The organism is Streptomyces sp. NPDC042364, from assembly GCF_056437585.1.
Genome location: NZ_JBWKAJ010000012.1, coordinates 39231 through 61413 on the forward strand (window position 1 = coordinate 39231; position 22183 = coordinate 61413).

18 protein-coding genes and 1 tRNA gene are annotated in these 22183 nt (G+C 70.4%); 8 read left to right on the plus strand and 11 right to left on the minus strand.

What is annotated here, in order from left to right; all coding sequences use genetic code 11:
• Positions 1 to 43: 43 nt before the first annotated feature.
• Together AC067N_RS23795 and AC067N_RS23800 are read left to right on the plus strand one after the other, a co-directional pair.
• Complete coding sequence (locus AC067N_RS23795; protein ID WP_478680896.1) at positions 44 to 286, plus strand: DUF5302 domain-containing protein; 243 nt, start codon at positions 44 to 46, stop codon at positions 284 to 286.
• A gap of 265 nt (positions 287 to 551) precedes the next feature.
• A complete protein-coding gene (locus AC067N_RS23800; RefSeq protein ID WP_478680897.1) occupies positions 552 to 2204 on the plus strand; it encodes an N-6 DNA methylase in 1653 nt (550 codons plus the stop codon).
• A gap of 77 nt (positions 2205 to 2281) precedes the next feature.
• Here the strand turns inward: AC067N_RS23800 and AC067N_RS23805 are convergent, their stop codons facing one another.
• From AC067N_RS23805 to AC067N_RS23825, 5 genes are all read right to left on the minus strand, one after another.
• Positions 2282 to 2947 (minus strand): hypothetical protein, encoded by a 666-nt coding sequence (locus tag AC067N_RS23805; protein WP_478680898.1) that lies wholly within the window; start codon positions 2945 to 2947, stop codon positions 2282 to 2284.
• Between the two features lie 73 nt (positions 2948 to 3020).
• Positions 3021 to 3173, minus strand: a complete 153-nt coding sequence (locus tag AC067N_RS23810) for a hypothetical protein (protein WP_478680899.1) — start codon at positions 3171 to 3173, stop codon at positions 3021 to 3023.
• Between the two features lie 473 nt (positions 3174 to 3646).
• A complete protein-coding gene (locus AC067N_RS23815; protein ID WP_478680900.1) occupies positions 3647 to 4894 on the minus strand; it encodes an McrC family protein in 1248 nt (415 codons plus the stop codon).
• Positions 4887 to 6995 (minus strand): AAA family ATPase, encoded by a 2109-nt coding sequence (locus tag AC067N_RS23820; RefSeq protein ID WP_478680901.1) that lies wholly within the window; start codon positions 6993 to 6995, stop codon positions 4887 to 4889. The genes AC067N_RS23815 and AC067N_RS23820 overlap by 8 nt, the downstream gene beginning before the upstream one ends.
• A gap of 170 nt (positions 6996 to 7165) precedes the next feature.
• A complete protein-coding gene (locus AC067N_RS23825) occupies positions 7166 to 7624 on the minus strand; it encodes an ATP-binding protein (RefSeq protein WP_478680902.1) in 459 nt (152 codons plus the stop codon).
• A gap of 167 nt (positions 7625 to 7791) precedes the next feature.
• Between AC067N_RS23825 and AC067N_RS23830 the strand changes: the two genes are divergently transcribed.
• The 3 genes from AC067N_RS23830 (at position 7792) to AC067N_RS23840 (ending at position 12165) form a co-directional block, all read left to right on the plus strand.
• Positions 7792 to 8658 carry a helix-turn-helix domain-containing protein gene (locus AC067N_RS23830; RefSeq protein ID WP_478680903.1) on the plus strand — a complete coding sequence of 289 codons (867 nt, stop codon included), beginning with the start codon at positions 7792 to 7794 and terminating at the stop codon, positions 8656 to 8658.
• Positions 8655 to 8840, plus strand: coding sequence for a DUF397 domain-containing protein (locus AC067N_RS23835; RefSeq protein ID WP_478680904.1), 186 nt, complete (start codon positions 8655 to 8657; stop codon positions 8838 to 8840). The genes AC067N_RS23830 and AC067N_RS23835 overlap by 4 nt, the downstream gene beginning before the upstream one ends.
• Positions 8841 to 9069: 229 nt before the next feature.
• On the plus strand, positions 9070 to 12165 hold the full coding sequence (locus tag AC067N_RS23840; protein ID WP_478680905.1) for a glycosyl hydrolase: 3096 nt from the start codon (positions 9070 to 9072) through the stop codon (positions 12163 to 12165).
• 710 nt (positions 12166 to 12875) lie between these two features.
• Here AC067N_RS23840 and AC067N_RS23845 read toward each other — a convergent pair.
• Positions 12876 to 12950 (minus strand) — tRNA-Trp (locus AC067N_RS23845).
• Between the two features lie 123 nt (positions 12951 to 13073).
• The gene (locus AC067N_RS23850; RefSeq protein ID WP_478680906.1) at positions 13074 to 13361 is read right to left on the minus strand and encodes a hypothetical protein; all 288 of its coding nucleotides are present in this window, start codon (positions 13359 to 13361) and stop codon (positions 13074 to 13076) included.
• A 285-nt stretch (positions 13362 to 13646) separates the two neighbouring features.
• Between AC067N_RS23850 and AC067N_RS23855 the strand changes: the two genes are divergently transcribed.
• The gene (locus AC067N_RS23855) at positions 13647 to 15011 is read left to right on the plus strand and encodes a polysialyltransferase family glycosyltransferase (protein ID WP_478680907.1); all 1365 of its coding nucleotides are present in this window, start codon (positions 13647 to 13649) and stop codon (positions 15009 to 15011) included.
• A 224-nt stretch (positions 15012 to 15235) separates the two neighbouring features.
• Here the strand turns inward: AC067N_RS23855 and AC067N_RS23860 are convergent, their stop codons facing one another.
• Both AC067N_RS23860 and AC067N_RS23865 read right to left on the minus strand, forming a co-directional pair.
• Positions 15236 to 15883, minus strand: coding sequence for a 4'-phosphopantetheinyl transferase family protein (locus AC067N_RS23860; RefSeq protein ID WP_478680908.1), 648 nt, complete (start codon positions 15881 to 15883; stop codon positions 15236 to 15238).
• Positions 15880 to 16452, minus strand: a complete 573-nt coding sequence (locus tag AC067N_RS23865) for a hypothetical protein (RefSeq protein WP_478680909.1) — start codon at positions 16450 to 16452, stop codon at positions 15880 to 15882. Before AC067N_RS23865 ends, AC067N_RS23860 begins: the two co-directional genes overlap by 4 nt.
• 136 nt (positions 16453 to 16588) lie before the next feature.
• Between AC067N_RS23865 and AC067N_RS23870 the strand changes: the two genes are divergently transcribed.
• Both AC067N_RS23870 and rfbB read left to right on the plus strand, forming a co-directional pair.
• On the plus strand, positions 16589 to 17656 hold the full coding sequence (locus AC067N_RS23870) for a glucose-1-phosphate thymidylyltransferase (RefSeq protein WP_478680910.1): 1068 nt from the start codon (positions 16589 to 16591) through the stop codon (positions 17654 to 17656).
• Positions 17653 to 18672, plus strand: coding sequence for a dTDP-glucose 4,6-dehydratase (rfbB, locus tag AC067N_RS23875; protein ID WP_478680911.1), 1020 nt, complete (start codon positions 17653 to 17655; stop codon positions 18670 to 18672). Before AC067N_RS23870 ends, rfbB begins: the two co-directional genes overlap by 4 nt.
• A 90-nt stretch (positions 18673 to 18762) precedes the next feature.
• On the opposite strand, the gene AC067N_RS23880 is transcribed toward rfbB, so the two are convergent.
• Positions 18763 to 20835 (minus strand): 3-hydroxyacyl-CoA dehydrogenase NAD-binding domain-containing protein, encoded by a 2073-nt coding sequence (locus AC067N_RS23880; RefSeq protein ID WP_478680912.1) that lies wholly within the window; start codon positions 20833 to 20835, stop codon positions 18763 to 18765.
• 69 nt (positions 20836 to 20904) lie between these two features.
• Positions 20905 to 22095 (minus strand): cytochrome P450, encoded by a 1191-nt coding sequence (locus AC067N_RS23885; RefSeq protein WP_478680913.1) that lies wholly within the window; start codon positions 22093 to 22095, stop codon positions 20905 to 20907.
• Positions 22096 to 22183 lie beyond the last annotated feature (88 nt).

Here is a 22183-nt window from a genome sequence, read left to right on the forward strand (position 1 = left end):
ATGACAAGCTGTGCCTGCCCATCCCCGAACCCAGGAGGTCACCATGACCGCAGAGCCCGCATCGACGGAAGGTTCGGAGCCGGCAGCCGCCGAGACGTCCCCTCTGGCACCGGACGGCGACGGCAACTACGACCTCAAGCGCAAGTTCCGCGAGGCCCTGGCGCGCAAGCGCGGCGCGCAGGCGGACGCCGCCGACGTCGCTGCCCATCCCGATGCGTCGAAGGTGCGCGCGGCGCACGGCCCGGCCGCCGGCCAGCGGTCGTTCCGGCGCAAGAGCGGCGGCTGAGCCGATCGGTCCCGCGACCCGGCGTGAAGCCGTGAGACGGCGAAGCCCCACCGGAGCGCTCCGGTGGGGCTTCGCCGTGAGCGGCCACGCGTTCCCGCGGCTGCTCTGGGCTGTGCCACCGGCCGTGCGAGCAGGACGCCGCGGACGCCCGGGAGGAAGACCCTTGGGATCCGGTACACGCGCTATGCGATCCCCATGCATTCGTTGACGTCGTCAACGAATCATGCATTGATGGAGAGATCGGGCCCTGTGTACGGTTGCCCGTATGACGGACACTCCCGCCCCCATGGCCAACGTGTTGGTCACCGGCTCCGAGATCGCCAGGCTGGCGGGCGTCACCCGTGCCGCCGTCTCGAACTGGCGGCGGCGTTACGACGACTTCCCCTCGCCGGCCGGCGGGGGTGGCAACAGTCCGCTGTTCGACCTGGCCGAGGTCCAGGCCTGGCTGGACCGACAGCGCAAGGGGCAGGAAGTCTCCGTGGAGGTGCAGCTGTGGCAGGCGCTGCGCGGAGTCTACGGCGACGACATGCTCGGCGGGCTCGTGGATGTGGCCCGTCTCCTCACCGAGGGAGAGGAACCCGGGGAGCTTCCCCCTGACGTCGTGCGGCTCGTGCGAGATCTGGCCGACGGCGGCGGCGCGGCGGAGGCGGTGAGCGTCCTCGCGGAGCGTTTCACCGAGTCCGTACGCCGGGCCGGATCGGACCAGGTCACCTCATGGCGGGTCGTCCGGGCCGTACGCCACTTCGCCGGGGAGGTGGCACCTGACGCGACCGTCTTCGACCCGGCCTGCGGCATCGGCTCCCTCCTCCTCTCCGTAGGTCCGGAGCGGGCTCGCCGACGCTGCGGGCAGGAGTCCGACGCCCGCAGGGCCGAGTTCGCGCAACTGAGGGCCGACCTCACCGGGCACATCGGTGTCGACGTCCTCACGGGGGACTCGTTGCGTGACGACCGGTGGACGGAGCTCAAGGCCGACCTGGTCGTCTGTGATCCCCCGGTCGGCGAACCCGACTGGGGGCGTGAGGATCTGTTGCTCGACTCGCGCTGGGAGTTCGGTACCCCGTCCCGTGCCGAGGGCGAACTCGCCTGGCTGCAGCACGCCTATGCGCACACCGCGCCCGGTGGTCGAGTCGTCATGGTCCTGCCCGCCTCGGTCGCCTACCGCAAGGCGGGCCGCCGTATCCGCGCCGAACTCGTACGGCGGGGCGTCCTCACCCAGGTCACCGCACTTCCGCCCGGCATGGCGGCCTCGCACGCGCTTCCGGTCCACCTCTGGCAGCTGCGTCGCCCGCGGACCCCGGGGGACGCCGTCACCACCGTCCGCATGGTCGATCTGACGGCGGCCGATCCGGACGGCTCACTGGAACCTGGCCCCGAGCAGACGGTGGACGTTCCCCTGATCGATCTGCTCGACGATGCCGTGGACCTCACGCCCGGCCGCCATGTCGAGGACTCCCATCGCGACTACGCGGCTGAATACCAGACCTTGCGACGGGAGCTGACCGAGCAGGTGAGGCTGTTGGCGGAGCTGCTGCCGGCGTTGGTGGCGGGCGACGGCCCCGGCTCTCTCGACGGCCCTGCCGTCAGCGTCGCCGACCTCGCGCGCGCGGGGCTCGTCGAGTACGGCGATCCGGAACCGGTCTCGATCAGCGACCAGCTCGACACCGACTACCTCCAGGGCTTTCTGCGCAGCACGGCCAACACCAGGCGCTCGACGACCACCAGTGGCACCTACCGCCTGGACGGCAAGGGCGCCCGCATCCCGCAGATGGACATCGCCGGGCAACGGCGCTACGGGGAGGCCTTCCGCGCGCTTCAGGAGTTCGAGAAGCGAGCGCGCAGAGTGGTGGAACTGAGCCGGGACGCAGCGACCCTGGCCAGGGACGGGCTCGGCAACGGCGCACTCGTCCCGGACAACTGACGGGGAGCGTCACATCGGCGGGGCTCTGGTCCCGGGGCGGACAGCCGGCCGGGACGCGGCGGTCGCCGTCGGGCGCCTCAGGTCATGGTGTTGGTCAGATGCGGGCCCATGTAGCCGACGAAGATCCCGTGATCGGTGCAGGCCCCGTCGTAGTAGTGCAGGCGCGGCGCGATGGTGTTGCCGCCGCCGATCCGCAGGTGGGCACCCATGAACAGCTTGCCGTCCGGATGCACGTGGCGGGGTACGGGGAACGTGCGCGCCCGGCTCCACTCGCCGTTCGCCTTCACGGACTTCGACTCGTCCCTGACGATCTTGCGGGGCGAGATGACGTGCGCTCCCTCGGGCGCGTCCGCACACCACTGCTTGAAGTCGCTGTGCGCGTCGCCGCTCGCGACGGCTTCCGCGAAGTCCTGGAGTGCCAGCAGGGCGTCCCAGGCCATCCGGACCCAGGACGAGCCGTAGGCCTGGTCGTCGAGTTCCAGGGTGTGCTTGGGCCGGCCGGTGAAGTGGACGCGTCGCATGTCGCCGATCCGCTCCAGGATCTCGGCGAAGGAGGTGGGCGCGTCCACCGAGGGGTCCACCGTCGCGTACGCCTTCTCGGCCGCGCCCAGCCTCAGCAGTTCTCTCTGCAGTCGCTTGGGTGGTTGGGCGAGCCAGTGGCGCAGCTGCTCGTCCACGAGTGCACCGGTCCGCACGTAGTCGGTCCGGCTGGTGACCACCATGCGGTAGCGGCGGGCGTCCATCAAGCTGCTCCTCACGTGTACGGGGAAAGGGGGCGGGGTTCAGGCAGTGGCGGCTGCCAGGACGTGGAGCGGTTCACCCACGTCCCGGGTGCCAGGCCCGTACCTCGGCGGGGGTGGACTGGGCGGCAGGCGGCGGATCGCGCACCAGGGCCTGCTCCTCGGTGGGGAGCCCCGATCGGGGGAGACGGGCGAGGGACAGGTCACGGAGGCTGATGGTGGCGCTCACGGCTCGGCTTCCTCGGGTGCTCTGGATGGCTGCGGCGGGCGTGCCCAAGGCGACGCGAGGGGACGGTGAGCCGTTGTCAATCCGAGCATGACGGAAGCGTGTTAGCGACATCAACAGACTTCCGTGAATTCGCCGGGAGTTGAGGTGTGTACACATGTTCGGGTGCATGCCGTGACCGCATGGTTCACCGGGTCGGACCGGTGCGGGCGCACGGGGATGCCCGCCTCAGCGGCTGCCCTGCTCGCTGCGGATGCGAGTACGCGCCGGGCGGCCGGCGCCTCGGGCCGGAGTACTGGCCCCAGCTCAAGGAGCGTGTGCTCGCGTCCGCGGCGAGAAGACCTTCTGCGGGGACGGGGTGCCTCCGCCCACACCCGGGCCGAGCCCGGCGGCCTACGCGAGCACGGCGAACCGGCCATCCCGTGGCCGCGTGGCCGTCCCCGGCTGCCGCCGCCCGCCCGGGCATCGTGCGACGGTCAGCGCAGCACCGAGCCGATCCATGCCGTCGCCTGCTCGGGCGTGGTGCGGGTGTCGACACCGAGGACGTGGATGGTGCCCATCGGGCCCTTGGGGCCGCGCACTCGCAGGGTCCGCTGGGCGTGACTGCCCGGCTGGGGATGGACGATGACGGCCGTCGGGGCGCCGGTGGGCGCGTAGCCCCTGCCGTAGGTGAGGAGCTGATGGACGTCGGCCGCGCTCACGCCGTGGCGGTCGTAACGCTTGTACTTGGCGTCCACGGGCAGCAGCGTGCGATGTGCCGTGTCGTGTCCGGGAAGCCCTGGAAGGCTGAGCAGGAGATCGGGCCTGAAGGTCGAGGCATTGCCCAGGTCTCCGCGGACCGTGATGCCTACGCCGCTTCCGCCGGGCACGGCGTGGCCGCCGTGCGGCCCGGCCGCTTCGGTGCCGAGGCGGCGGACGACGGCTTCCCAGAGCGGGGGCATGGCGAGCAGGAGTCCGTCCGCCGTGGTGCCTTGGTCGGTGAGCAGGTCGGTCACTCCGCCACCGCGCAGCAGCAGGCGGGCCCAGGTGTGGGCGGGCCGGTAGCGAGCGTTGAGGCGGGTGTAATGGGTGCGGTCCAGGGCGCGGAGTGCCGCGGCCGGGGTGGGAGCCTGAGGAAAAGCGCAGGCGACTCCGTGCAGAGCGCGCGCGAGGTCGGGATCGGCGGTCAGGCTGAGGGCCGCCTTCAGCGCGCTCCCCAGAACACGGTTGTCCCGGATGTCCGCTTCCCGGTCGAAGGTGCGGACGTGCAGCTGGTCCAGTTGCCCGTAGCGGCGGGTGGCCTGGGTGGCGACGTCCAGGCGTCCCCGGAGCACCGGCTCGATACTCCGGCGGCGTACGTAGTCCCGGCGCAGTCCCTCCCGCAGCAGCCGTTCGCACTCTCCGAGCAGGGCGGCGGCGACCAGATCGGCGTAACCGTCGGGGCCGGTGGCCCACCGTCTGGGTGTCGCGGGGACGGGCGTACCGAGGGCGTAGGCGAGCCAGGTCATGAGTTGCTCGCCCGGAATGGCGAACTTGGGTGTGATCGCCACGCGGACACGGTCCAGGACCAGGACTCCGACGGTCGCGTCGGCCTTGAGCCGCCACCCGGTGCGCTCCCTGGCCAGAGTGAGACAGCCCCGCGCCTGGAGGGCATGCAGTCGGTCGACGTCCCGGGGGGTGAGCTGACCGGGTTCCAGCAGGGCGGACTCGTACTCGCCGAGCTGAACCGGGGTGCGGTCAGGCATCCGGGCCGGGAACGCCGCTGGTGAACTCGGTCGCCAGCGCGTCCGCCAGGTCCTGCGGGGGCATGAGGAGCGGACGCCCGGTCCCGGCGTCCACCAGGCCGCCGAGGATGCGGTGCAGCAGTTCCGCCCGGCCGAGGCAGTAGTCCTCCAGCAGCGGGATCACCTCGTGGTGGAAGGCTGCGGCCAGATCCTCCTCGGTGGCGATCGGCTCACCGTCGCGGAGCAGGTAGGCGTGCCCGATCTGGTGGTCGGCGTCGAGATGGCGGGCGATGCGGGTGTTGAGGGACTCGAAGAACGCGGCCAGGTCCAGGGGACCGACGGTCCCGGAGACCGCGTCCGGATCAGGGCCCACGGGCAGGAACGCGAAGCGGCGGCGAACCGCGGCGTCCAGGTGGCTGATGCTCCGGTCGGCGGTGTTCATCGTGCCGATGACCCGGACGTTCGGCGGTACGGAGAAGCGCCGCTTGCTGACCGGCAAGGCGACCGGCAGGTTCCGCTTGTCGAGCTCGAGGAGTGTGATCAACTCGCCGAAGATCCGAGGCAGGTCACCGCGGTTGATCTCGTCGACGACCAGCAGGAATGTCTGGTCGGGATGGTCGGCGGCCCGGCTGCACAGGCTGTGGAACAGGCCGTCCGTGAGGGCGAGGGTGAGCCCCGGGCCGGTGGCGCTCAGGTCCGGCTTGAAGCCCTCGACGAAGTCCTCGTAGCCGTAGGAGGGATGGAAGGTGACCAGGCGGACGCGGTCGCCGTGCAGCATCTCGGCCTGCGCCGCGGCACGTTGGGCGGCGTCGGCGCCGAGCACGTCCGCGCGGCCGTCCAGGGCGAGGGCGGCGCCGAGCGCGAGCCGCGTCTTGCCCGTACCGGGCGGCCCGTGCAGGATCACCTGCCCTTTGCGCTCCAGCGCGTCCAGTACGGCCTGTACGTCCTCGGGCAGCGCGACCGGCGTGCCCGCCTGTGTCCGGCCCGTACCCGGGACAGCGTCGGAGCCTGAGTCGGCGTCGTGTGCGGTGAACCTGGCGAAGAGAGAGGGGTCCACCTTGGCGAAGGTGGACCGCCATCCGTGCTGGGGCTTCGACAGTTTCCGCGCGTGGGAGAGGTCCCAGACCACCGGGACGACGTGGTGGAACTCCGGCCGGTCCGGTTCGTAGCGGTAGCTCCCGTCAACGCTGCCGGTGGCCAGGACCTCGTCCGTTCCACGGTTGGCGACGACCCGGTCTCCCGCCTCCAGGTCCCGGAAGGCCAGCAGTCGGCGGGCGAGGGTCAGACTGCCGCCACTGCTGCGCGGCCAGTGCGCGTCCAGGGCATGCTTCAGCTCGGTGTCGCTCTGGTACTGGCCGAGATCGCCGACCTCGTCCCACCCGACGCAGATGAACGAGCCGTCCCGGCATTCCTCCCACAGGCGGGCGCGCTCGCCGGGGGCGATCTTCCAGATGGCGCGCTGCCGGGGATTGAAGTGCTTGTACAGGAAGCGCATCACCTCCTGCCCGGTCCAGCCCTCGAACTCCTCACGGGTCCGGACGAGTTCTCGCAGTTGACGGTTGGTGCGCGAGGCGGGGACACCGGCCTGCGCCTCGCCGCCCAGCAGAGTGACGAACGTCCGCAGATGCTCGGCCGCGTAGATCGGCAGGAAGTGCTGTGGGAAGTAGGTCGCCAGGGACTTGGTCACCAACGTCGGCCCGTATCGCAGCACTTCGAGGTCGTCCAGCGCCTCGAAGTCACCCGCCCCGACGGCGTCGAAGGCCCGGACGAACTGTCCGCGCAGTTTCGCCCAGGCATCCTGCGGATCCAGGCCGCGCAGGGGAGCGGCCATCCGCCATTCGCCGGAGTTGTGGTGGTACATGATGTGCTTTGCGGCGCTGCCGCCCTTGATGCTGCCCAGGTGGGGAGTGCCGAACTCCATGAGCCGGCAGTACGTCGGGCCCGACTCGGGCGGCGCGGCCTGCCCGAGGGCGTAGCGCTCCAGTGGCAGCTCCGCCCACTCCTCCAACGGAAACCGGGACAGCACCTGCTTGCGCTCGTCCTCGGCAGCCGACTCGACCTCCGCCACGGAGGTCCGGTCGAACTCGGCCGCCGCCGTGCGCACATCCACCCCGTTCGTCATGGGGGCCATGATGCCGGACCGCGACGTGGCATCCCACCGCCCGGCGAAGTCGGATGGTTTCCGGTGTGCGACTCAGGTGGCCGACAGAGAAGCATTCCGGGTACGCACTGGTTCGGACAGGCCTTGACCACGGGCGTACGTACCCGGTCCTGCGCCGCTGCCGGAAGGTGCTAACGGGCGCCTCGCCCGGCCGGACTGATTTCCGCCCAGACGGTTTTGCCGGAGGGCGGGCGGGGGTCCGTGCCCCAGCGGTCGGCCAGGGTGTCGACCAACAGCAGGCCGCGGCCCGACTCTTCGTCCGGGCCGCGGTCCTGGGGGATCGCGGGTCGACACTCGCCGCGCGTGTCGCTCACCGCGATGCGCAGGATGCCGACCGTGTCGGCCGGTGTCAGTGCCAGTGTCAGAGTCAGCAAGAAGTCACGGCCCTGGGCGCGGCCGTGCAGTGCCGCGTTCACCGCCAACTCCGCGACCACGTGTTCCGCCCGTTCGATGACTCCGGGTGACAACTCCCAGGCGGTCAGCCGTTCCACGGCCAGGAGGCGGGCGAGGCGGGCCCCGCGGCGAGTGGAGGAGAGCCGCTGCGCGAACGTGTGTGCGGTGGGCGTGAGTTGGGGCGTGATCGCGTTCATGGGACCACGGTGACGGGTGCGAAGGGGTGTGTTCCAGTGGCGCACCCCGTACGCAGCGTCAGCGTACGGGCGCATTCGGTGGACGGTACGGCGTTCCGTCCGTCACTCTGGGTGTTGTCGATCGCGGGGACTCGGCACGGCACGCACGCACCTGGAGGTGGCCGCGTATGACCATCGGCGCGGACGAGAACGACACCGACCTGACGGCCTGCGGGGTGGAGCGGGAACCCGACCGTTCGGACAGTCTGCGGACGTTCGGGGCCGTGCTGCAAGCCCTGCGCGAGCACGCGGGGCTCAGCCGGGCCGAGTTCGCCGAGTTGGTGCGGTACTCCAAACACACCGTTGAGTCGGTGGAGTTGGGGAGGCGGATGCCGGACGAGTCCTTCGTGGAGCGCGCGGAGGAGGCGCTCGGCAACACGGGTGCGCTGAGGAGGTCGGCCAGGTTCCTGACGCGGGGTGAGGCGGGGTTGGCGGAGTGGTTCCGGCGGTGGGCTCGGCTGGAGAAGATCGCGGTCAGTCTGTGTACGTACGAGTGCAGACTGGTGCCGGGGTTGTTGCAGTCGGAGGGGTATATGCGCGCCCTCTGTGACGAGGACATCCCGCCTCTGTCGGACGAGGCCCTTGAGGCCACAGTTCGTGCTCGTATGGAGCGCCAGCGGCTTCTGAAGGAGCGCCCGAACACCACCTTCGACTTCATTGTTGAAGAAGCTGTGTTCATGCGTCGCCTGGGCGGAGTCGACGTGACCCGTGATCTGATCGATCACGTTCTTGGGGCGATTGTCCCGAGAAATGTCACCTTGCAGATCATGCCGGCGAACTCCGAGCACCACGCATGCATGGCAGGGCCTGTCCAGCTGCTGGAAACCCCTGAGGGGAGCTGGCGCGGCTACTCTGAAGGGCAGGAGAACGGCCGGTTGATCGCTGACTCGAAACAGGTCAGCCGACTGCACATGCGCTATGCGAGACTGCGCTCACAGGCCCTCTCCCCGAAGGACTCCGTGGGCCTGCTTGAGCGGATTCGAGGAGCGCTATGAGCACGTCCGAACTCGACTGGTTCAAGTCCAGCTACAGCAGCGCACAGGGAGACAGCTGCGTTGAGGTCGCCGTCACTGAACAGGCCATCCACGTGCGGGACTCCAAGGACGTGACGCGTCCGTCCTTCGCGGTTACCGGTGGAGGCTGGACGCGGTTCGTGCGGTACGTCGCACGAGGCTGAGGCATATCGAGGGCGGCCCTTCCTCCGGGCGGCAGCCTGCCTCGTACCGGACGTGCCGCAGCCGGGGGCCGGACCCACCGCCGGGCGCCCGGCGCACCGGCGGGTCGGCCGTCCGGGCGTCACCGGCCCCGCGCCCGCATCGAATTGAATCCTGCACGACGTATTGACCGCCCGTTGGTGCGATCCTACGTTGACCCGCGTCTTGAGAGCGCTCTCAGAAGGGTCGCGCATGAGATTCCGTAGACGTCTGGCGCTTGTTTCGGCGGCCGCCGTGGCCGCCGCAGGTCTGGCGGGCACCGTCGGTGGCGGTGTCGCCTTCGCCGCCACCGTCGAGGTGGGCAAGGGAAGTTACAGCGACGTTCGGCCGGCTGGGATGAGGGGTCCCTCCGACAACGGTGGCCGGCCGGTCGAGCCCAAGGTCACGTCCGCCATGGCGGACAAGCCCGTGCCGACCAACGACTGGTGGTCCTCGCTGGTCTTCCAGCGGTTCGCCTCCAACCCGTGGTCGGAGAACATGTACGGCCACCCCCTCACCTACAAGGCGGTGTCCGGTGGTCTGGAGGTCGGTTACCCGACCACCCGTCAGATCGTCGGCGGCGGCCGCCAGTACGAGTTCCCGCACAAGGCCGACCTGACCCTCGGCCTCGCGGGCCTCAACTCGCCCGACACCAAGGCGGACGGGTGGAGCGACTGGACCGTCACCCCGTACTGGAAGGACGACGCGCGCACCCTGCGCACGACCATCGGCCACGGCTCGCCGTACGTGTACGCGGAGGGCAGCGGAGGCGCGGCGCGGATCAGCGCCGCGGCCCCGCCGACCGTCTTCGCCGACCGGGGCAACGTCCTCGGCGTCACGATCTCCGGCCACCACTACGCGCTGTTCGCCCCGAGCGGCAGCGACTGGACCGTCTCCGGCGACGAGATCCGGGCCGACCTCGGCTCCAAGGACTATTTCTCCCTGGCCGTCCTCCCCGCCAAGGAGGCGCTCGCCGACTACGAGAAGTACGCCTTCAGCTTCGTGACCGGTTCCGAGGTCGACTGGGACTACCGGGAGGGCGACGGCGAGGTCGAGGCGACCTACACACTGACCACCGAGGCGAAGGAGGGCGAGGAGACCGGCACCCTCCAGGCGCTCTACCGCCACCAGTGGCTGCACACCTCCGACCCGCTGACCGACTACACCTACGTCTCCTCGCGCGGCGAGATGAAGGTCCGCGAGGGCACCTCGTTCACCACCACGCAGAAGGTGCACGGCGTCCTGCCCGGGCTGCCGAGCGCCCCGGGCGTCGACAAGGCGAAGCTGAAGACCTACATCAACGACGTACTGACGCAGGGTGATCCGTTCAGCGGCGCCATCGACACGTACTGGACCGGAAAGGCCCTCGGTAAACTCGCCCAACTCGTGCCGATCGCCGACCAGATCGGCGAGACGGCCGACCGCGACAAGCTCCTTCAGCTCCTCAAGAGCCGGATGCAGGAGTGGTTCACCGCCGGCGGTCCGTCCGAGTTCTCCTACGACAAGGACTGGCGCACCCTCATCGGCTACCCCGCCTCGTACGGCAGCGACCAGGAACTGAACGACCATCACTTCCACTACTCGTACTACGTGATGGCCGCGGCGATCGTGGCGCAGTACGACCCGCGGTGGGCCGCCGACTCCGAGTGGGGCGGCATGGTGAAGGAGCTCATCAAGGACGCCGCCAACCCGGCCAGGGACGATGCCGAGTACCCGTTCCTGCGCGGCTTCGACGTCTACGCCGGACACAGCTGGGCCGCCGGCCACGAGGCGTTCGCCGCCGGCAACAACCAGGAGTCGTCCTCGGAGTCGATCAACCTCAGCGCCGGCCTGATCATGTGGGGTTCGGCCACGGGCGACAAGGCGCTGCGCGACCAGGGCGTCTACATGATGATGACCGAGTCGGAGTCGATCGCGCAGTACTGGTTCGACGCCGACCAGAAGGTCTACCCCGAGGACTTCAGCCACGACGTCGTCGGCATGGTCTGGAGCAGCGGCGGCGCCTACGCCACCTGGTGGACCGCCAACCCCGAGGAGATCCACGGCATCAACTTCCTCCCCGTCACCGGCGGTTCGCTGCACCTGGCCAGGGAGAAGGACATGCTCCGCCGCAGCGTGGCCGAGATGGAGAGGGAGAACGGCGGCCCGGCCGTCGAGTGGCGCGACATCTTCTGGCAGGTCCAGGCGCTGTACGACCCGGCCGGGGCCATGGCGGCCTGGAACCGGTCGAACGGCGGATACGTTCCCGAGGAAGGCGAGACCAAGGCCCACACCTATCACTGGGTCGCCACGATGAACTCCCTCGGTGCGCCGGACATGACCGTCACGGCCGACATGCCGACGGCCGTCGTCTTCGACAGGAACGCCACCAAGACGTACGCCGCGCACAACTACGGAGCCGAGGAGTGTTCGGTGCTCTTCTCCGACGGCGGCGTGCTGAACGTCCCGGCGAAGTCGACCGCGTCCGGAGCCGGCGACGACACGAGGCTCGGGACACTCTGCGGCGCGGCGGGCGGGGGTGAGGAACCCCCGCCGGGCGACGAGAAACCCACCGCGCCCGGCACCCCGGCCGCGACCGACGTCACCGACACCTCCGTCAAGCTGACCTGGGACGCCGCGACCGACGACAAGGGCGTCAAGAACTACGACGTCCTGCGCGACGGTGCGAGGGTCGCCACGGTCACCGAGACCACGTACACCGACACCGGACTGCGCCCCGGCACCGAGTACACCTACGGCGTCCGGGCCCGCGACACCGCCGATCAGGTCGGTCCGGCCGGCGGCACCGTGACCGTCACCACCACGGGTGACGCTCCTCCGCCGTACGTCACGGGCGACACCTTCTACCTGCGGTCGGGTGGAGAGCTCGCCACCCGGGAAGCCGCGACGGGCTCCTCCGACACCATCCGGTCCGCCGGCGGCACCAACAACGACGGCACGCCGAAGAACCCGCTCGTCTACGAGGTGAAGAACGTCAAGGGCGCGGTGAAGCCGGACCGCGGCACGGCCTTCACGTTCAAGGTGGACGCCGGTGACTCCGTCGGCTACGCCCAGCAGGCCCGGGTGTCGTACGACCTGACCGGCGACGGCACGTTCGACCGTGTCGAGACGTTCCGCTACTTCGCCACCGATCCGGTCCCCGGCTGGGAGGAGTACTCCTCTGCCCGGCAGGGGCTGCACTCCGCCTCGGGCACCTTGGACGACCTCGACGGCGGCACCGTCCGCGTGGAGATCTGGAGCGCCCTCGGCAACGGCCCGTCCGCCCTTCAGGTGGGCAAGGGCTCCGTCCTCACCATCCCGTTCGCCTGATCAGGGGCCCGGCTCCGCTCCGGCCCCCCGCCGGTCGGGCCGGGCACCCTTGGTCTGGTCGAGGGGGCCGAGAGCGGTGAGCAGGACGAGGCAGGGGAACAGGCCGCGACGGGCCTGCCGGGCCGGCGCGGTGCGGGGAATCGGGGCATGGATCGCGTGGTGCGGACCGGTGAGCCGATGATCGACGTCCTCTTCCAGAGTCCGATCGACAGCGACCCGCAGCGCGAGCGCGTGTGGACGTGCTCGTACCTCCGGCTCCAGGACCGGGAAGGCGGCCGATCGGGGTCTGCGAGGTCGGCCTGGACACCACCGATCGCACCGCCGTCGAGCCGGCGGAGGCCGCGGTTCCCCAGGACCGAGGTGTCGTCCGAGCCCGCCGACCTCCTGGGCGCGGCGGTGGCGGACACCCTGTCGTTCCGAGGTGGGCGAGCCCGGCCGGTGCCGGTCACCGCTCGCGCCGCGCTCGGCGTCGGGAAACCGGGCGGGCGGGGCCTCAGTAGAGAATGCACGGGTCCATGTCCTCGGCCGCGGCGGCGGAGTCCCGGAGGACGCGCCGGGTCCTCGCGACACAGGGGGCGGGCAAGCGCCGGCGTACACCCAGGAGGACGGTCTGCTGCCGAGCCCAGAACTGCGCGGTGCTCGACAGCTCTGCAGGGCGTCGGCCCATGAGTGAGCGGCCAGGTCCTCATGGATCTGGCCGCTCCGCAGCGCAGGGGCGGCAGGATTTGAACCTGCGGCGTGCGGGTTTGGAATCCGCTGCTCTGGCCGGGCTGAGCTACACCCCTTCGGTGGCTGGAGCCTGTCACGGGGGCGGGTCCCTCTGCCACCGGATTTCGGGCTGAGCGTCCGCGCCTGGACCTTCGCCGAAGCCCGGCGCGGCGTTCGGCGGAGGCGGCGCGCCGGGCCGATCAACCGCCGCAACCAGGGCGAAGGCGGATCCACATGTCGCCGGTGGCCTCGCCGGTCACCGGCACCACGGGCAGGCCATCGCCGTCCATGCCGGTGCCGTGCAGGTTGAGCCGGGGGCAGCCGAGATGCTCGGCGGTCTTGATCGACTCCTCGGCCGTGCGCAGGAGTTCGGCCGTGCCGTCCGGGTCGGTCGAAGTGCCGCGGATGTAGCCGGTCATCGAGGAGAACTCGGCGGGGGCCTGGGCCAGTGCGTTCAGGTCGTGCCGGGTCCAGTCCCGGATCTCCACCTGGAGGCCGGCCTCGTGGATGCGCCGGTATCCAGCGATCCCCCGTTATGGGGGCCTCCGCCGAGCCAGGATGGCAGGGGTGCGGCGTCGTGTTTCAGTGCAGCCGCCGACCTGCCCACAGCTGGTGACGTGGTCGGCGGCGCGGTCCACAGTGTGCGGCCACGGACGTCTTCGGGCGAACCGTTCGATCTCGCCGTACACCGCGTCCGTGGACGTGGCGCGACGACCCTGACTAGGGTTTCGGATGATCACGCTTCATGAACACGACAGGAGCCCCGAACGCTGATGGGCGCGACCCAACTTTTTTTCGCGTGCTCGCAGTACGCGGCCGCCACAGTGACCGCGGCGATCCGGGCAGGGCAGTTCGGCACCAGGGCCGACCACCGACGCATTCTGGTTGTCACGGACCGGGCTGATCTGCCCGAAATCAGTACGGCGCCCGACATGATGGCCGGATTCGCGGTTCTGGCCGCGGAATTCGACGATGTCCGTTCCTGGAACGAGTTCGTCCGGCCCTACCACCCGGCCGAATGGTCTCCGAGGGACCAGGACACGGCTCTGTGGCAACGGGCACTCCGCGCGACCTGGGACCTGGGCACCGGCGATCTCGAGATCGCCTGCGAATCCATCCAGGGACGCCCGTCGCAGACCGTGGCGAGGATCTTTGCCGACAGCCCCATCCATGTATATGCCGACGGCCTGATGAGCTACGGCCCGACGCGGAACAGACTCGACCCCGGAGTGGCGGCGCGGATCCAACGCCTCATTCACGTGGATCTGGTGCCGGGTCTCCGCCCTCTTCTACTGACAGAGCACGGGGTGCCCGCCGAGGTGGTCGCCACCGACGTCTTCACCGCGCTTCTACGCGAACTTGCCGACCAGGCAGGGGACGTGGGACTCGGGCCGACCACCGGGCCCGCGCTGCTGCTGGGTCAGTACCTGTCGTCCATCGGGATTCTGACAGCCGACGAGGAGCAGGCCCTGGAGTTGCGGATGCTCCGTGGCGCGGTACGACTGGGCCACCGCCACGTGCTGTTCAAACCCCATCCATCGGCTCCACTCGACAGGTCCCGGGCGCTGGAGCAGGAAGCACGGCACCTCGGCGTCGAGTTCGGTGTGCTGACCGAGCCGGTTCTGGCTGAAGTCCTCTTCCATCACATGCGGCCGGCCCTGGTGGTCGGCGCATTCTCCACCGCCCTGCTGACCGCGTCTCGTCTCTTCGGCCTCCCCGTGGCCCGGACCGGGACCGATCTCCTCCTGGAACGACTGAGCCCCTATCAGAACAGCAACCGGATTCCGGTGACGCTCGCTGACGCGCTCCTGCCCGACCTCGACGACGCTGATTCCGTGGCCGCGTGGTCGCTGGACCAGGCCCTGGAGGCACGGGGGGACCTGGCCGACCTGATCTCGGCTGTTGGCTTTGCGATGCAACCGGAGGCACACCCGGGGCTGAGACCACTGGCCGACCAGTACCTTGCCCATCACCTGGACGATGACACCCGACGCTATTTCCGGGGGAAGCGCCTGGCCCGGCTGGGACTCCCTGGTGGCACACCGGTGAGATTCGGTTTCGTGCCGCGGACACCGACTGTGCGGCGGGTGGCCCGGGGGGTGCGGTCGGTGCGCAGGGCTGTGTCCCGTCGAGGTTGAGCCCGTGACCGTGGTCGAGGGCCTCACCCTCGGTACCGACGGCGGACCGATCATCGGCGTTGTCGGTTTCGACGCAGAGCCAACGGGGCCGCAGCACGCGGAATCGCATCTCGGCGACGCGACACACGCATGCCGAATACCCGAGCAGAAGCAGCGCGCACCGGGGGACCCGCTGGAGGCCGTCCATGCGGCGGCGGAGAACGCTCCGCTACGGCTCTACGGCTCTACGGCTCTACGGCGATCGACGTCAGCACCAGTCCGTTCCCGACTGTCCAGCGGCCTGAGAAGCCGGTCAGCGGCCTGCCCCGCAGGGTCGGCGCGGGCACGAGCACGCGGGCCGTGAACGTGCCGTCCGGAAGGATGGCGACCGTGGCCTCCTGGAAGTCCAGGAGCCGCCTGCCCACCGGGAACCACGCCTTGTACACGGACTCCTTGGCGCTGAACAGCAATCGGTCCCAGGCCGGGCCCCCGGCGGGCAGCGCGGCCAGCGCGGTGAGGTCCTCGGGGCGGGCGATGGCCTCCAGCACACCGTCGGGGAGGGGCTCGTCCGGCTCCGCGTCGATGCCGAGCGCGGCCACCTCGTCGGCCCGGGCCACCACAGCGGCGCGGTACCCAGGACAGTGCGTCATGCTGCCCACCACGCCCTCGGGCCAGCGGGGCGCGCCCCGCCGGCCGGGCAGCAGCGGCGCCGGCGGGTGTCCGAGCTTCGCCAGCGCGTCCCGCGCGCACGCCCGGACCGTGGTGAACTCGGCCCGCCGCTTGGCGACCGCCCGGGCGATCACCGCCTCCTCCTGGGGGAACAGCGGGGTGTCGAGCCGGTCGGTGAAGCTGTGGACGTACACCGCGCCCGGCGGCAGCAGGCTCTCGATCACGCGCCCACCCGCCCCGTGACCGCCGCCGGTACGTGCCGGGCCGACACGATCTGCCGTGCCAGGTCGTCCCGCGGCCCGGACTGGCGCCACTCGCGCGGAAAGCCGAGCGGCGCCTCCTCGAACCGCGCCCTGTCGTACGCGGCGCGCTGCGGTATGTGCAGATAGCCGTAGACCACGGCTTCCGCGCCGTCGGTGCAGACGATCCCGGTCTCGTGCGCCCGGGCCAGTGACTCCTCGGGTGTCGAGGTGCCGGGCGCCAGGAACGAGTGGCCGTACAGCAGGAACAGCGGCGCGATCCGCACCGGGCCGCCCGCTCCCGTCCACACCGGGTATGGGTCCTCCGGCGTCAGCACCCCGAGGCGCCGGCACATCGCCACCAGTGCCTCGTACCGCGCGACCCCGCGCGGTGCGGCCGTGTCGTCCTTCTCGACGGTCCACACCTCGTGGTTCCCCCGCACCCAGATGACCCGCTCGAACGCGGACTCCGACTTCTCGACGACGGCCCGGTTTTCCTCGTACGACACCTGCAGGCCGCCGACCGCACGCAACTCGCTCTCGGTCCCCCTCATCCGGCCAGCATAATCACGCGCTGCCCGGCGGCTCGTATGGGTACTGCCCCGCACGTCAGTCAGATGATCTAACAAGAAATGATCTAGTGAGTACCGCACGACCGCACTCGCGTTCGGCAGCCTAGAATGCGCCGATATGAAGGCTCTCGTATTATCCGGCGGGGCCGGAACCCGCTTGCGGCCCATCACCCATACCTACGCCAAGCAGCTTGTCCCCGTGGCCAACAAACCCGTGCTCTTCTACGGGTTGGAGGCCATCGCGGAGGCGGGCATCACCGAGGTCGGCATCGTCGTCGGTGACACAGCCCCCGAGATCCAGCGGGCGGTGGGCGACGGCTCCGCCTTCGGCCTCGACATCACCTACATTCGGCAGTCCGCACCCCTTGGCCTGGCCCATGCCGTACTGATTGCAAGGGAGTTCCTCGGTGACGAGGACTTCGTCGTGTATCTCGGTGACAACTTCATCGTCGGCGGCATCGCGGGTCTCGTGGACGAGTTCCGGGGCACCCGCCCGGACGCGCAGATCCTGCTCACCAAGGTGGCCGACCCCTCTGCCTTCGGCGTCGCCGAACTCGACGTCTCAGGAAAGGTGGTGGGGTTGGAGGAGAAGCCGGCCGCCCCGCGCAGCGATCTCGCCCTGGTCGGCGTCTTCCTGTTGACCCCGGCCGTGCACGAGGCCGTGCAGGGGATCGAGCCGTCCGCACGAGGCGAGCTGGAGATAACCGACGCCCTGCAGTGGCTCATCGACCACGGACACGACGTCCGCTCCACGACCATCTCCGGGTACTGGAAGGACACCGGAAACGTCATCGACATGCTGGAGGTCAACCGCGCCGTCTTGGAAGGCGTCGAGGGACACGTCGACGGCTCCGTCGACGAGGCCAGCGAGATCATCGGCCAGGTCATGATCGAAGCGGGCGCCGAGATCAAGGGCTCACGGATCGTGGGACCGGTCGTGGTGGGCGCCAACACGCTGATCGTCGGCTCCTACGTCGGTCCATCCACCTCGATAGCGTCCGACTGCCGAATCGAGTCCAGCGAAATAGAGTTCTCCATCGTCCTGGCCGGAGCCACGATCCAGGGGGTCCGCCGCATCGAGAGTTCGCTGATCGGGCGGGGCGTCGAAGTGACTCCCGCGACCGGTGTGCCGGCGGCCCATCGCCTGGTACTCGGGGACCACAGCAAGGTGCGGATCTCCTCATGACGGACACGAAGGCCACCAGGATCCTCGTCACCGGCGGTGCCGGTTTCATAGGCTCCCACTACGTCCGCACCCTGCTCGGTCCGCAGGGGCCCGCCGGGGTACGGGTCACGGTTCTCGACAAACTGACCTACGCGGGCAACCCGGTCAATCTCGACCCGGTGCGCGAACACCCCGGGTTCTCTTTCGTCCAGGGCGACATCTGCGACGCGGCGACCGTGGACCGGCTGGTCGCCGACCACGACCAGATCGTGCACTTCGCCGCCGAATCGCACGTGGACCGGTCGATCCTGGGCGCCGCCGAGTTCGTCCGGACGAACGTGAGCGGGACCCACGTCCTGCTCGACGCTGCGCTGCGCCACCACGCCGACGGGCGGGGCGTCTTCGTGCACATCTCCACGGACGAGGTGTACGGCTCCATTCCGCACGGCTCCTGGCCGGAGACGGCCCCGCTGTCGCCCAACTCGCCCTACGCGGCCTCGAAGGCTGCCGCGGACCTGATCGCACTCGCCCACCACCGCACGCACGGACTCGACGTGCGGGTGACCCGCTGTTCCAACAACTACGGCCACCACCACTTCCCCGAGAAGCTGATCCCGCTGTTCATCACCCGGCTGATGCGGGGCCGCACGGTCCCGCTGTACGGGGACGGGCTCAACGTCCGCGACTGGCTGCACATCGACGACCACGTCCAGGGCATCGAGCTGGTCCGCACCAAGGGCCGTTCCGGTGAGGTCTACAACATCGGCGGCGGCACCGAACTCACCAACAAGGAGCTGACCTCCCGGCTCCTGGAGGCGTGCGGGGCGGGCTGGGAGTCGGTCGAGTACGTCACCGACCGCAAGGGCCACGACCGCCGTTACTCTGTGGACTGCTCCAAGATCGCCCAGGAACTGGGCTACCGGCCGCGCAGGGACTTCGCCACCGGGCTCGCCGAGACGGTCTCCTGGTACCGCGAGAACCAGCAGTGGTGGGAGCCGCTGGAGCGGCGCGCCGCGCTGGGAGCGGGCGTTCGGTAACACCGTTCCGGTGCCCGTACGAGACCGCCCCGGCGGCCAGCGGTGAGCTGGCCGCCGGGGCGGCACGGGTCCGGTCCGGGGCCGGGTCCGCTACTCCGCCTCGGGCACGCTGGCGACGCCCGGCGGCAGGAACCGCCGGCCCGTCACCCGTTGGGACACGCCGGTCCGGTCGAGGTACGGCGTGATCCCGCCGAGCCAGAACGGCCAGCCGACGCCGAGGATCAGGCACAGGTCGACGTCCTGCGGCTCGGCCACCACGCCCTCGTCCAGCATCCGCCGGATCTCGTCGGCGAGCGCCGCCGACGTACGCTCCAGCAGCGCGGCCGCGGTGGACGGCGAGGAACCGGCCCGCCACAGCGCCGCGACCTCGGGGTCGAGGGTCTTGCCGCCGGCGGCGTCCCGCAGCCACACGGAGGTCTTGCCCGCCTCGGCGAGCCGCCGTAGGTTCCCGCTCACCGCGAACCGGTCGGGGAACGCCGCGTGCAGGGCCTCGGCGACGCGCAGGACCGCCGCGGGGCCGATGAGCCCCAGCAGGCCCAGCGGCGCCATCGGCAGCCCCAGCGGTTCGAACGCCTGGTCCGCCAGCTCGAACGGGGTGCCCTCGTCCAGGGCGGCGACGACCTCGCCCAGGAAGCGGGCGAGCACCCGGTCGACCACGAGCGCGGGCGCGTCCGAGACCAGTACGCACGTCTTGCCCAGCTGCTTGCCCAGTGTGAACGCCGTGGCCAGCGAGGCGTCGTCGGTGCCGTCGGCGCGAACGACCTCCAGCAGCGGCACGGAGGCGACCGGGTCGGCGAAGCGGAGCCCCACCACCCGCTCCGGGTGCCGCAGTTTGAGCGCGGTCTCCGCGACCGACGAGGAGAACGTGGCGGTCGCCAGCACGCATCCGGCCGACACGTACTCCTCGATCTCCGCGAACACCTGCTGCTTCGCCGAGAGATCGCCGTCCAGCGCCTCGACGACGACACCCGCCTCGCGGAGCGCTCCGGTGTCCGGCGAGCCCGACACCAGCGCCTTGACGCGGTCGGCCGCGTCCCGCGACAGCAGGCCGCTGTCGGCCAGCGCGTCGGCCTCGGTGCGCACGCGGACCACCGCTTCGTCCAGGCGTGCCCGGTCGGTGCCGATCAGCACGACCGGGATGTCCAGCTGCCGCGCGAACAGCAGGGCCAGCTGCGTGGCCTGGGGGCCCGTACCGGCGATCCCGACGCTCGGCACCGGGCGCGCCAGCGACTCGTCGGGCAGGCCCGGCTGCTGGGCTGCGCGCCACTGCACCAGGCTGAACGCGTACAGGCTGGCCCGCGACTCGTCGCCCATCAGGACGTCGGCCATGGCTTCGGACTCAGCCCGGTAGCCGCGGTCCAGGTCGTTGTGGCGGGCGAAGTCCAGCAGTTCAACGGCCCGCACCGGGCCCGGCGACGCGCCGCGGGTCTTGGCGTCGACCAGCGCGCGCGCCCGGTCGATCGCCGCGTCCCAGCCCGCGCCGCGGTCGAACTCGGGGCGGGGCACCGGGGTCTGGCCGTTGACGACGTCCGCGACCCAGTGCAGCGACGCGTCGAGGAAGCCGCCCGCGTCCAGCAGCACGTCGGCGACGCCCAGTTCCACGGCCTCGGCGGGCTGGAGCATCTTGTTGTTGAAGGCGTTCTCGATGATCACGGTGACCGCGCGGTCCGGACCGATCAGGTTCGGCAGCAGCTGCGTGCCGCCCCAGCCCTGGAGCAGGCCGAGCGCGCACTCGGGGAAGCCGATCGCGGGGACGTCGGACGCCACCGTCCGGTACTGGCACGACAGCGCCAGCTCCAGCCCGCCGCCGATCGCCACCCCGTTGACGAACGCGAAGGTCGGGATCCGGGAGTCGGTGAAGCGGCGGAACGCGTCGTGGCCGAGCTTGCCTACGGCCAGCGTGGTCTCGCGGTCCATCCCGACGGCGGCCAGGTCGGCGCCGACGGAGAAGCAGAAGGGCTTGCCGGTCACCGCGATCGCCGCCGGGTCCGCGGCCAGCGCCTCATCGAAGGCGGCGTCGATGCTGTTGAGTCCCTCGCGGCCGAACGTGTTCGGCTTGGTGGGGTCGAGCCCGTTGTCCAGGGTGATCAGTGCCACCGGCTTCGCCAGCCCGGGCACCGGGATCACCCGGGTGGTCGCGCGGGTCACGACTTCGTCTCTCACTTGCCCCTCCAGTGTGGGTTCTGCTCGGTCATCGTGCTGCGCGGCGGCACGCCCGGGTCGCCGACCGCCTCACCAGGCGATCGGGAGGGACAGCGGGCCCTGGATCGTGTCGCCCGGCGCGAACGGGATCTGGTCGACCGGGTTGGCCAGGCGCAGGCCGGGCAGACGGGCGAACAGGGCCCGCAGCGCGATTTCCATCTCGACACGCGCGAGGTTGTGGCCGAGGCACAGGTGGGTGCCGTGGCCGAACGTGATGTGGTGGCGCGCGTCGCGCGTCAGGTCCAGCTCGTCGGGGGCCGCGTAGAGGGAGGGGTCCCGGTTGACCAGCGAGGTACCGAAGAACACGGCGTCGTCGGGGCGGATGACCACCCCGCCGATCTCTATCTCCTTGGTGGCCACCCGGGCCAGGCCCTCCACGATGGAGAGGAATCGCAGGAGTTCGTTGACAGCGTTGGGGAACAGCGTGTCGTCGGCCCGCAGCGCGGCGAGCTGCTCGGGGTGCTCCAGCAGCGTCAAGGTGCTCAGTGTGATCATGCTGGCGGTCGACTCGTGACCGGCGATGAGCATGAAGATCGCCAGACTCACCGCGTCCTGGCGCTCCAGCTCACCCGCGTGCATGTGCTCGACCAGCGTGTCGAGCAGGTCGTCGCCCGGCTCGCTCTCCTTGCGGGCTATCAGTTCGCCCATGTAGGTCATGAGTTGGACGGCGGCGCCCGCTGCCTCCTCACCCGTCGTGGCGCGCAGCAGGAGCGAGGACTGCTCCTCGAAGAAGTCGCGGTCGGAGAACGGTACGCCGAGCAGTGCGCAGATCACGCTGGAGGACAGCGGGAGCGCGAACTGGGCGACCAGGTCGGCTGTCTGACCCTTTTCGACCATGTCGTCCAGCAGGTCGTCCACGAGCTGCTGGATCTGCGGGCGTAGGCCGGCGACGCGCTGGTTGGTGAAGCGGGGCAGCAGCATGCGGCGCTGGGCGTGCTGCTCGGGGCCGTCGGCGCCGAGCAGCGGGGTACGGCGCTGCTCGAGGGGGATGGCCGCGAAGCGCGGCGAGGTCACCGGGAAGGCGGGGTTCTCGCGGACCGACGACAGGCGCTCGTCGGTCAGCAGCTGCCGTGCCTCGGCGTGTCCCGTCACGATCCACGCCTCGCGCCCGTCGTAGAGCCTGACGCGGGAGATTGGCCCCTCTTCGAGTAACGGCTGGTAGCCGGTGGGCGGGTGGTAGGGGCAGGAACGATCCTGCGGGAAGGAAACGGCTTCGGTCACGTCTGAACCCCTCGCGAATGTCGGTCCCCGGCAGCGACTGTGCCAGGCACTGGATCATCCCGGCGCGCTCCTGGGGGGTCAACCGCCG

Bases quoted from the DNA above. Each gene is read 5' to 3' on its own strand.
- AC067N_RS23795 (WP_478680896.1), top strand. From the start codon at position 44: ATGACCGCAGAGCCCGCATCGACGGAAGGTTCGGAGCCGGCAGCCGCC.
- AC067N_RS23800 (WP_478680897.1), top strand. From the start codon at position 552: ATGACGGACACTCCCGCCCCCATGGCCAACGTGTTGGTCACCGGCTCC.
- AC067N_RS23805 (WP_478680898.1), bottom strand. From the start codon at position 2,947: ATGGACGCCCGCCGCTACCGCATGGTGGTCACCAGCCGGACCGACTAC.
- AC067N_RS23815 (WP_478680900.1), bottom strand. From the start codon at position 4,894: ATGCCTGACCGCACCCCGGTTCAGCTCGGCGAGTACGAGTCCGCCCTG.
- AC067N_RS23820 (WP_478680901.1), bottom strand. From the start codon at position 6,995: ATGACGAACGGGGTGGATGTGCGCACGGCGGCGGCCGAGTTCGACCGG.
- AC067N_RS23825 (WP_478680902.1), bottom strand. From the start codon at position 7,624: ATGAACGCGATCACGCCCCAACTCACGCCCACCGCACACACGTTCGCG.
- AC067N_RS23830 (WP_478680903.1), top strand. From the start codon at position 7,792: ATGACCATCGGCGCGGACGAGAACGACACCGACCTGACGGCCTGCGGG.
- AC067N_RS23835 (WP_478680904.1), top strand. From the start codon at position 8,655: ATGAGCACGTCCGAACTCGACTGGTTCAAGTCCAGCTACAGCAGCGCA.
- AC067N_RS23840 (WP_478680905.1), top strand. From the start codon at position 9,070: ATGAGATTCCGTAGACGTCTGGCGCTTGTTTCGGCGGCCGCCGTGGCC.
- AC067N_RS23855 (WP_478680907.1), top strand. From the start codon at position 13,647: ATGGGCGCGACCCAACTTTTTTTCGCGTGCTCGCAGTACGCGGCCGCC.
- AC067N_RS23865 (WP_478680909.1), bottom strand. From the start codon at position 16,452: ATGAGGGGGACCGAGAGCGAGTTGCGTGCGGTCGGCGGCCTGCAGGTG.
- AC067N_RS23870 (WP_478680910.1), top strand. From the start codon at position 16,589: ATGAAGGCTCTCGTATTATCCGGCGGGGCCGGAACCCGCTTGCGGCCC.
- rfbB (WP_478680911.1), top strand. From the start codon at position 17,653: ATGACGGACACGAAGGCCACCAGGATCCTCGTCACCGGCGGTGCCGGT.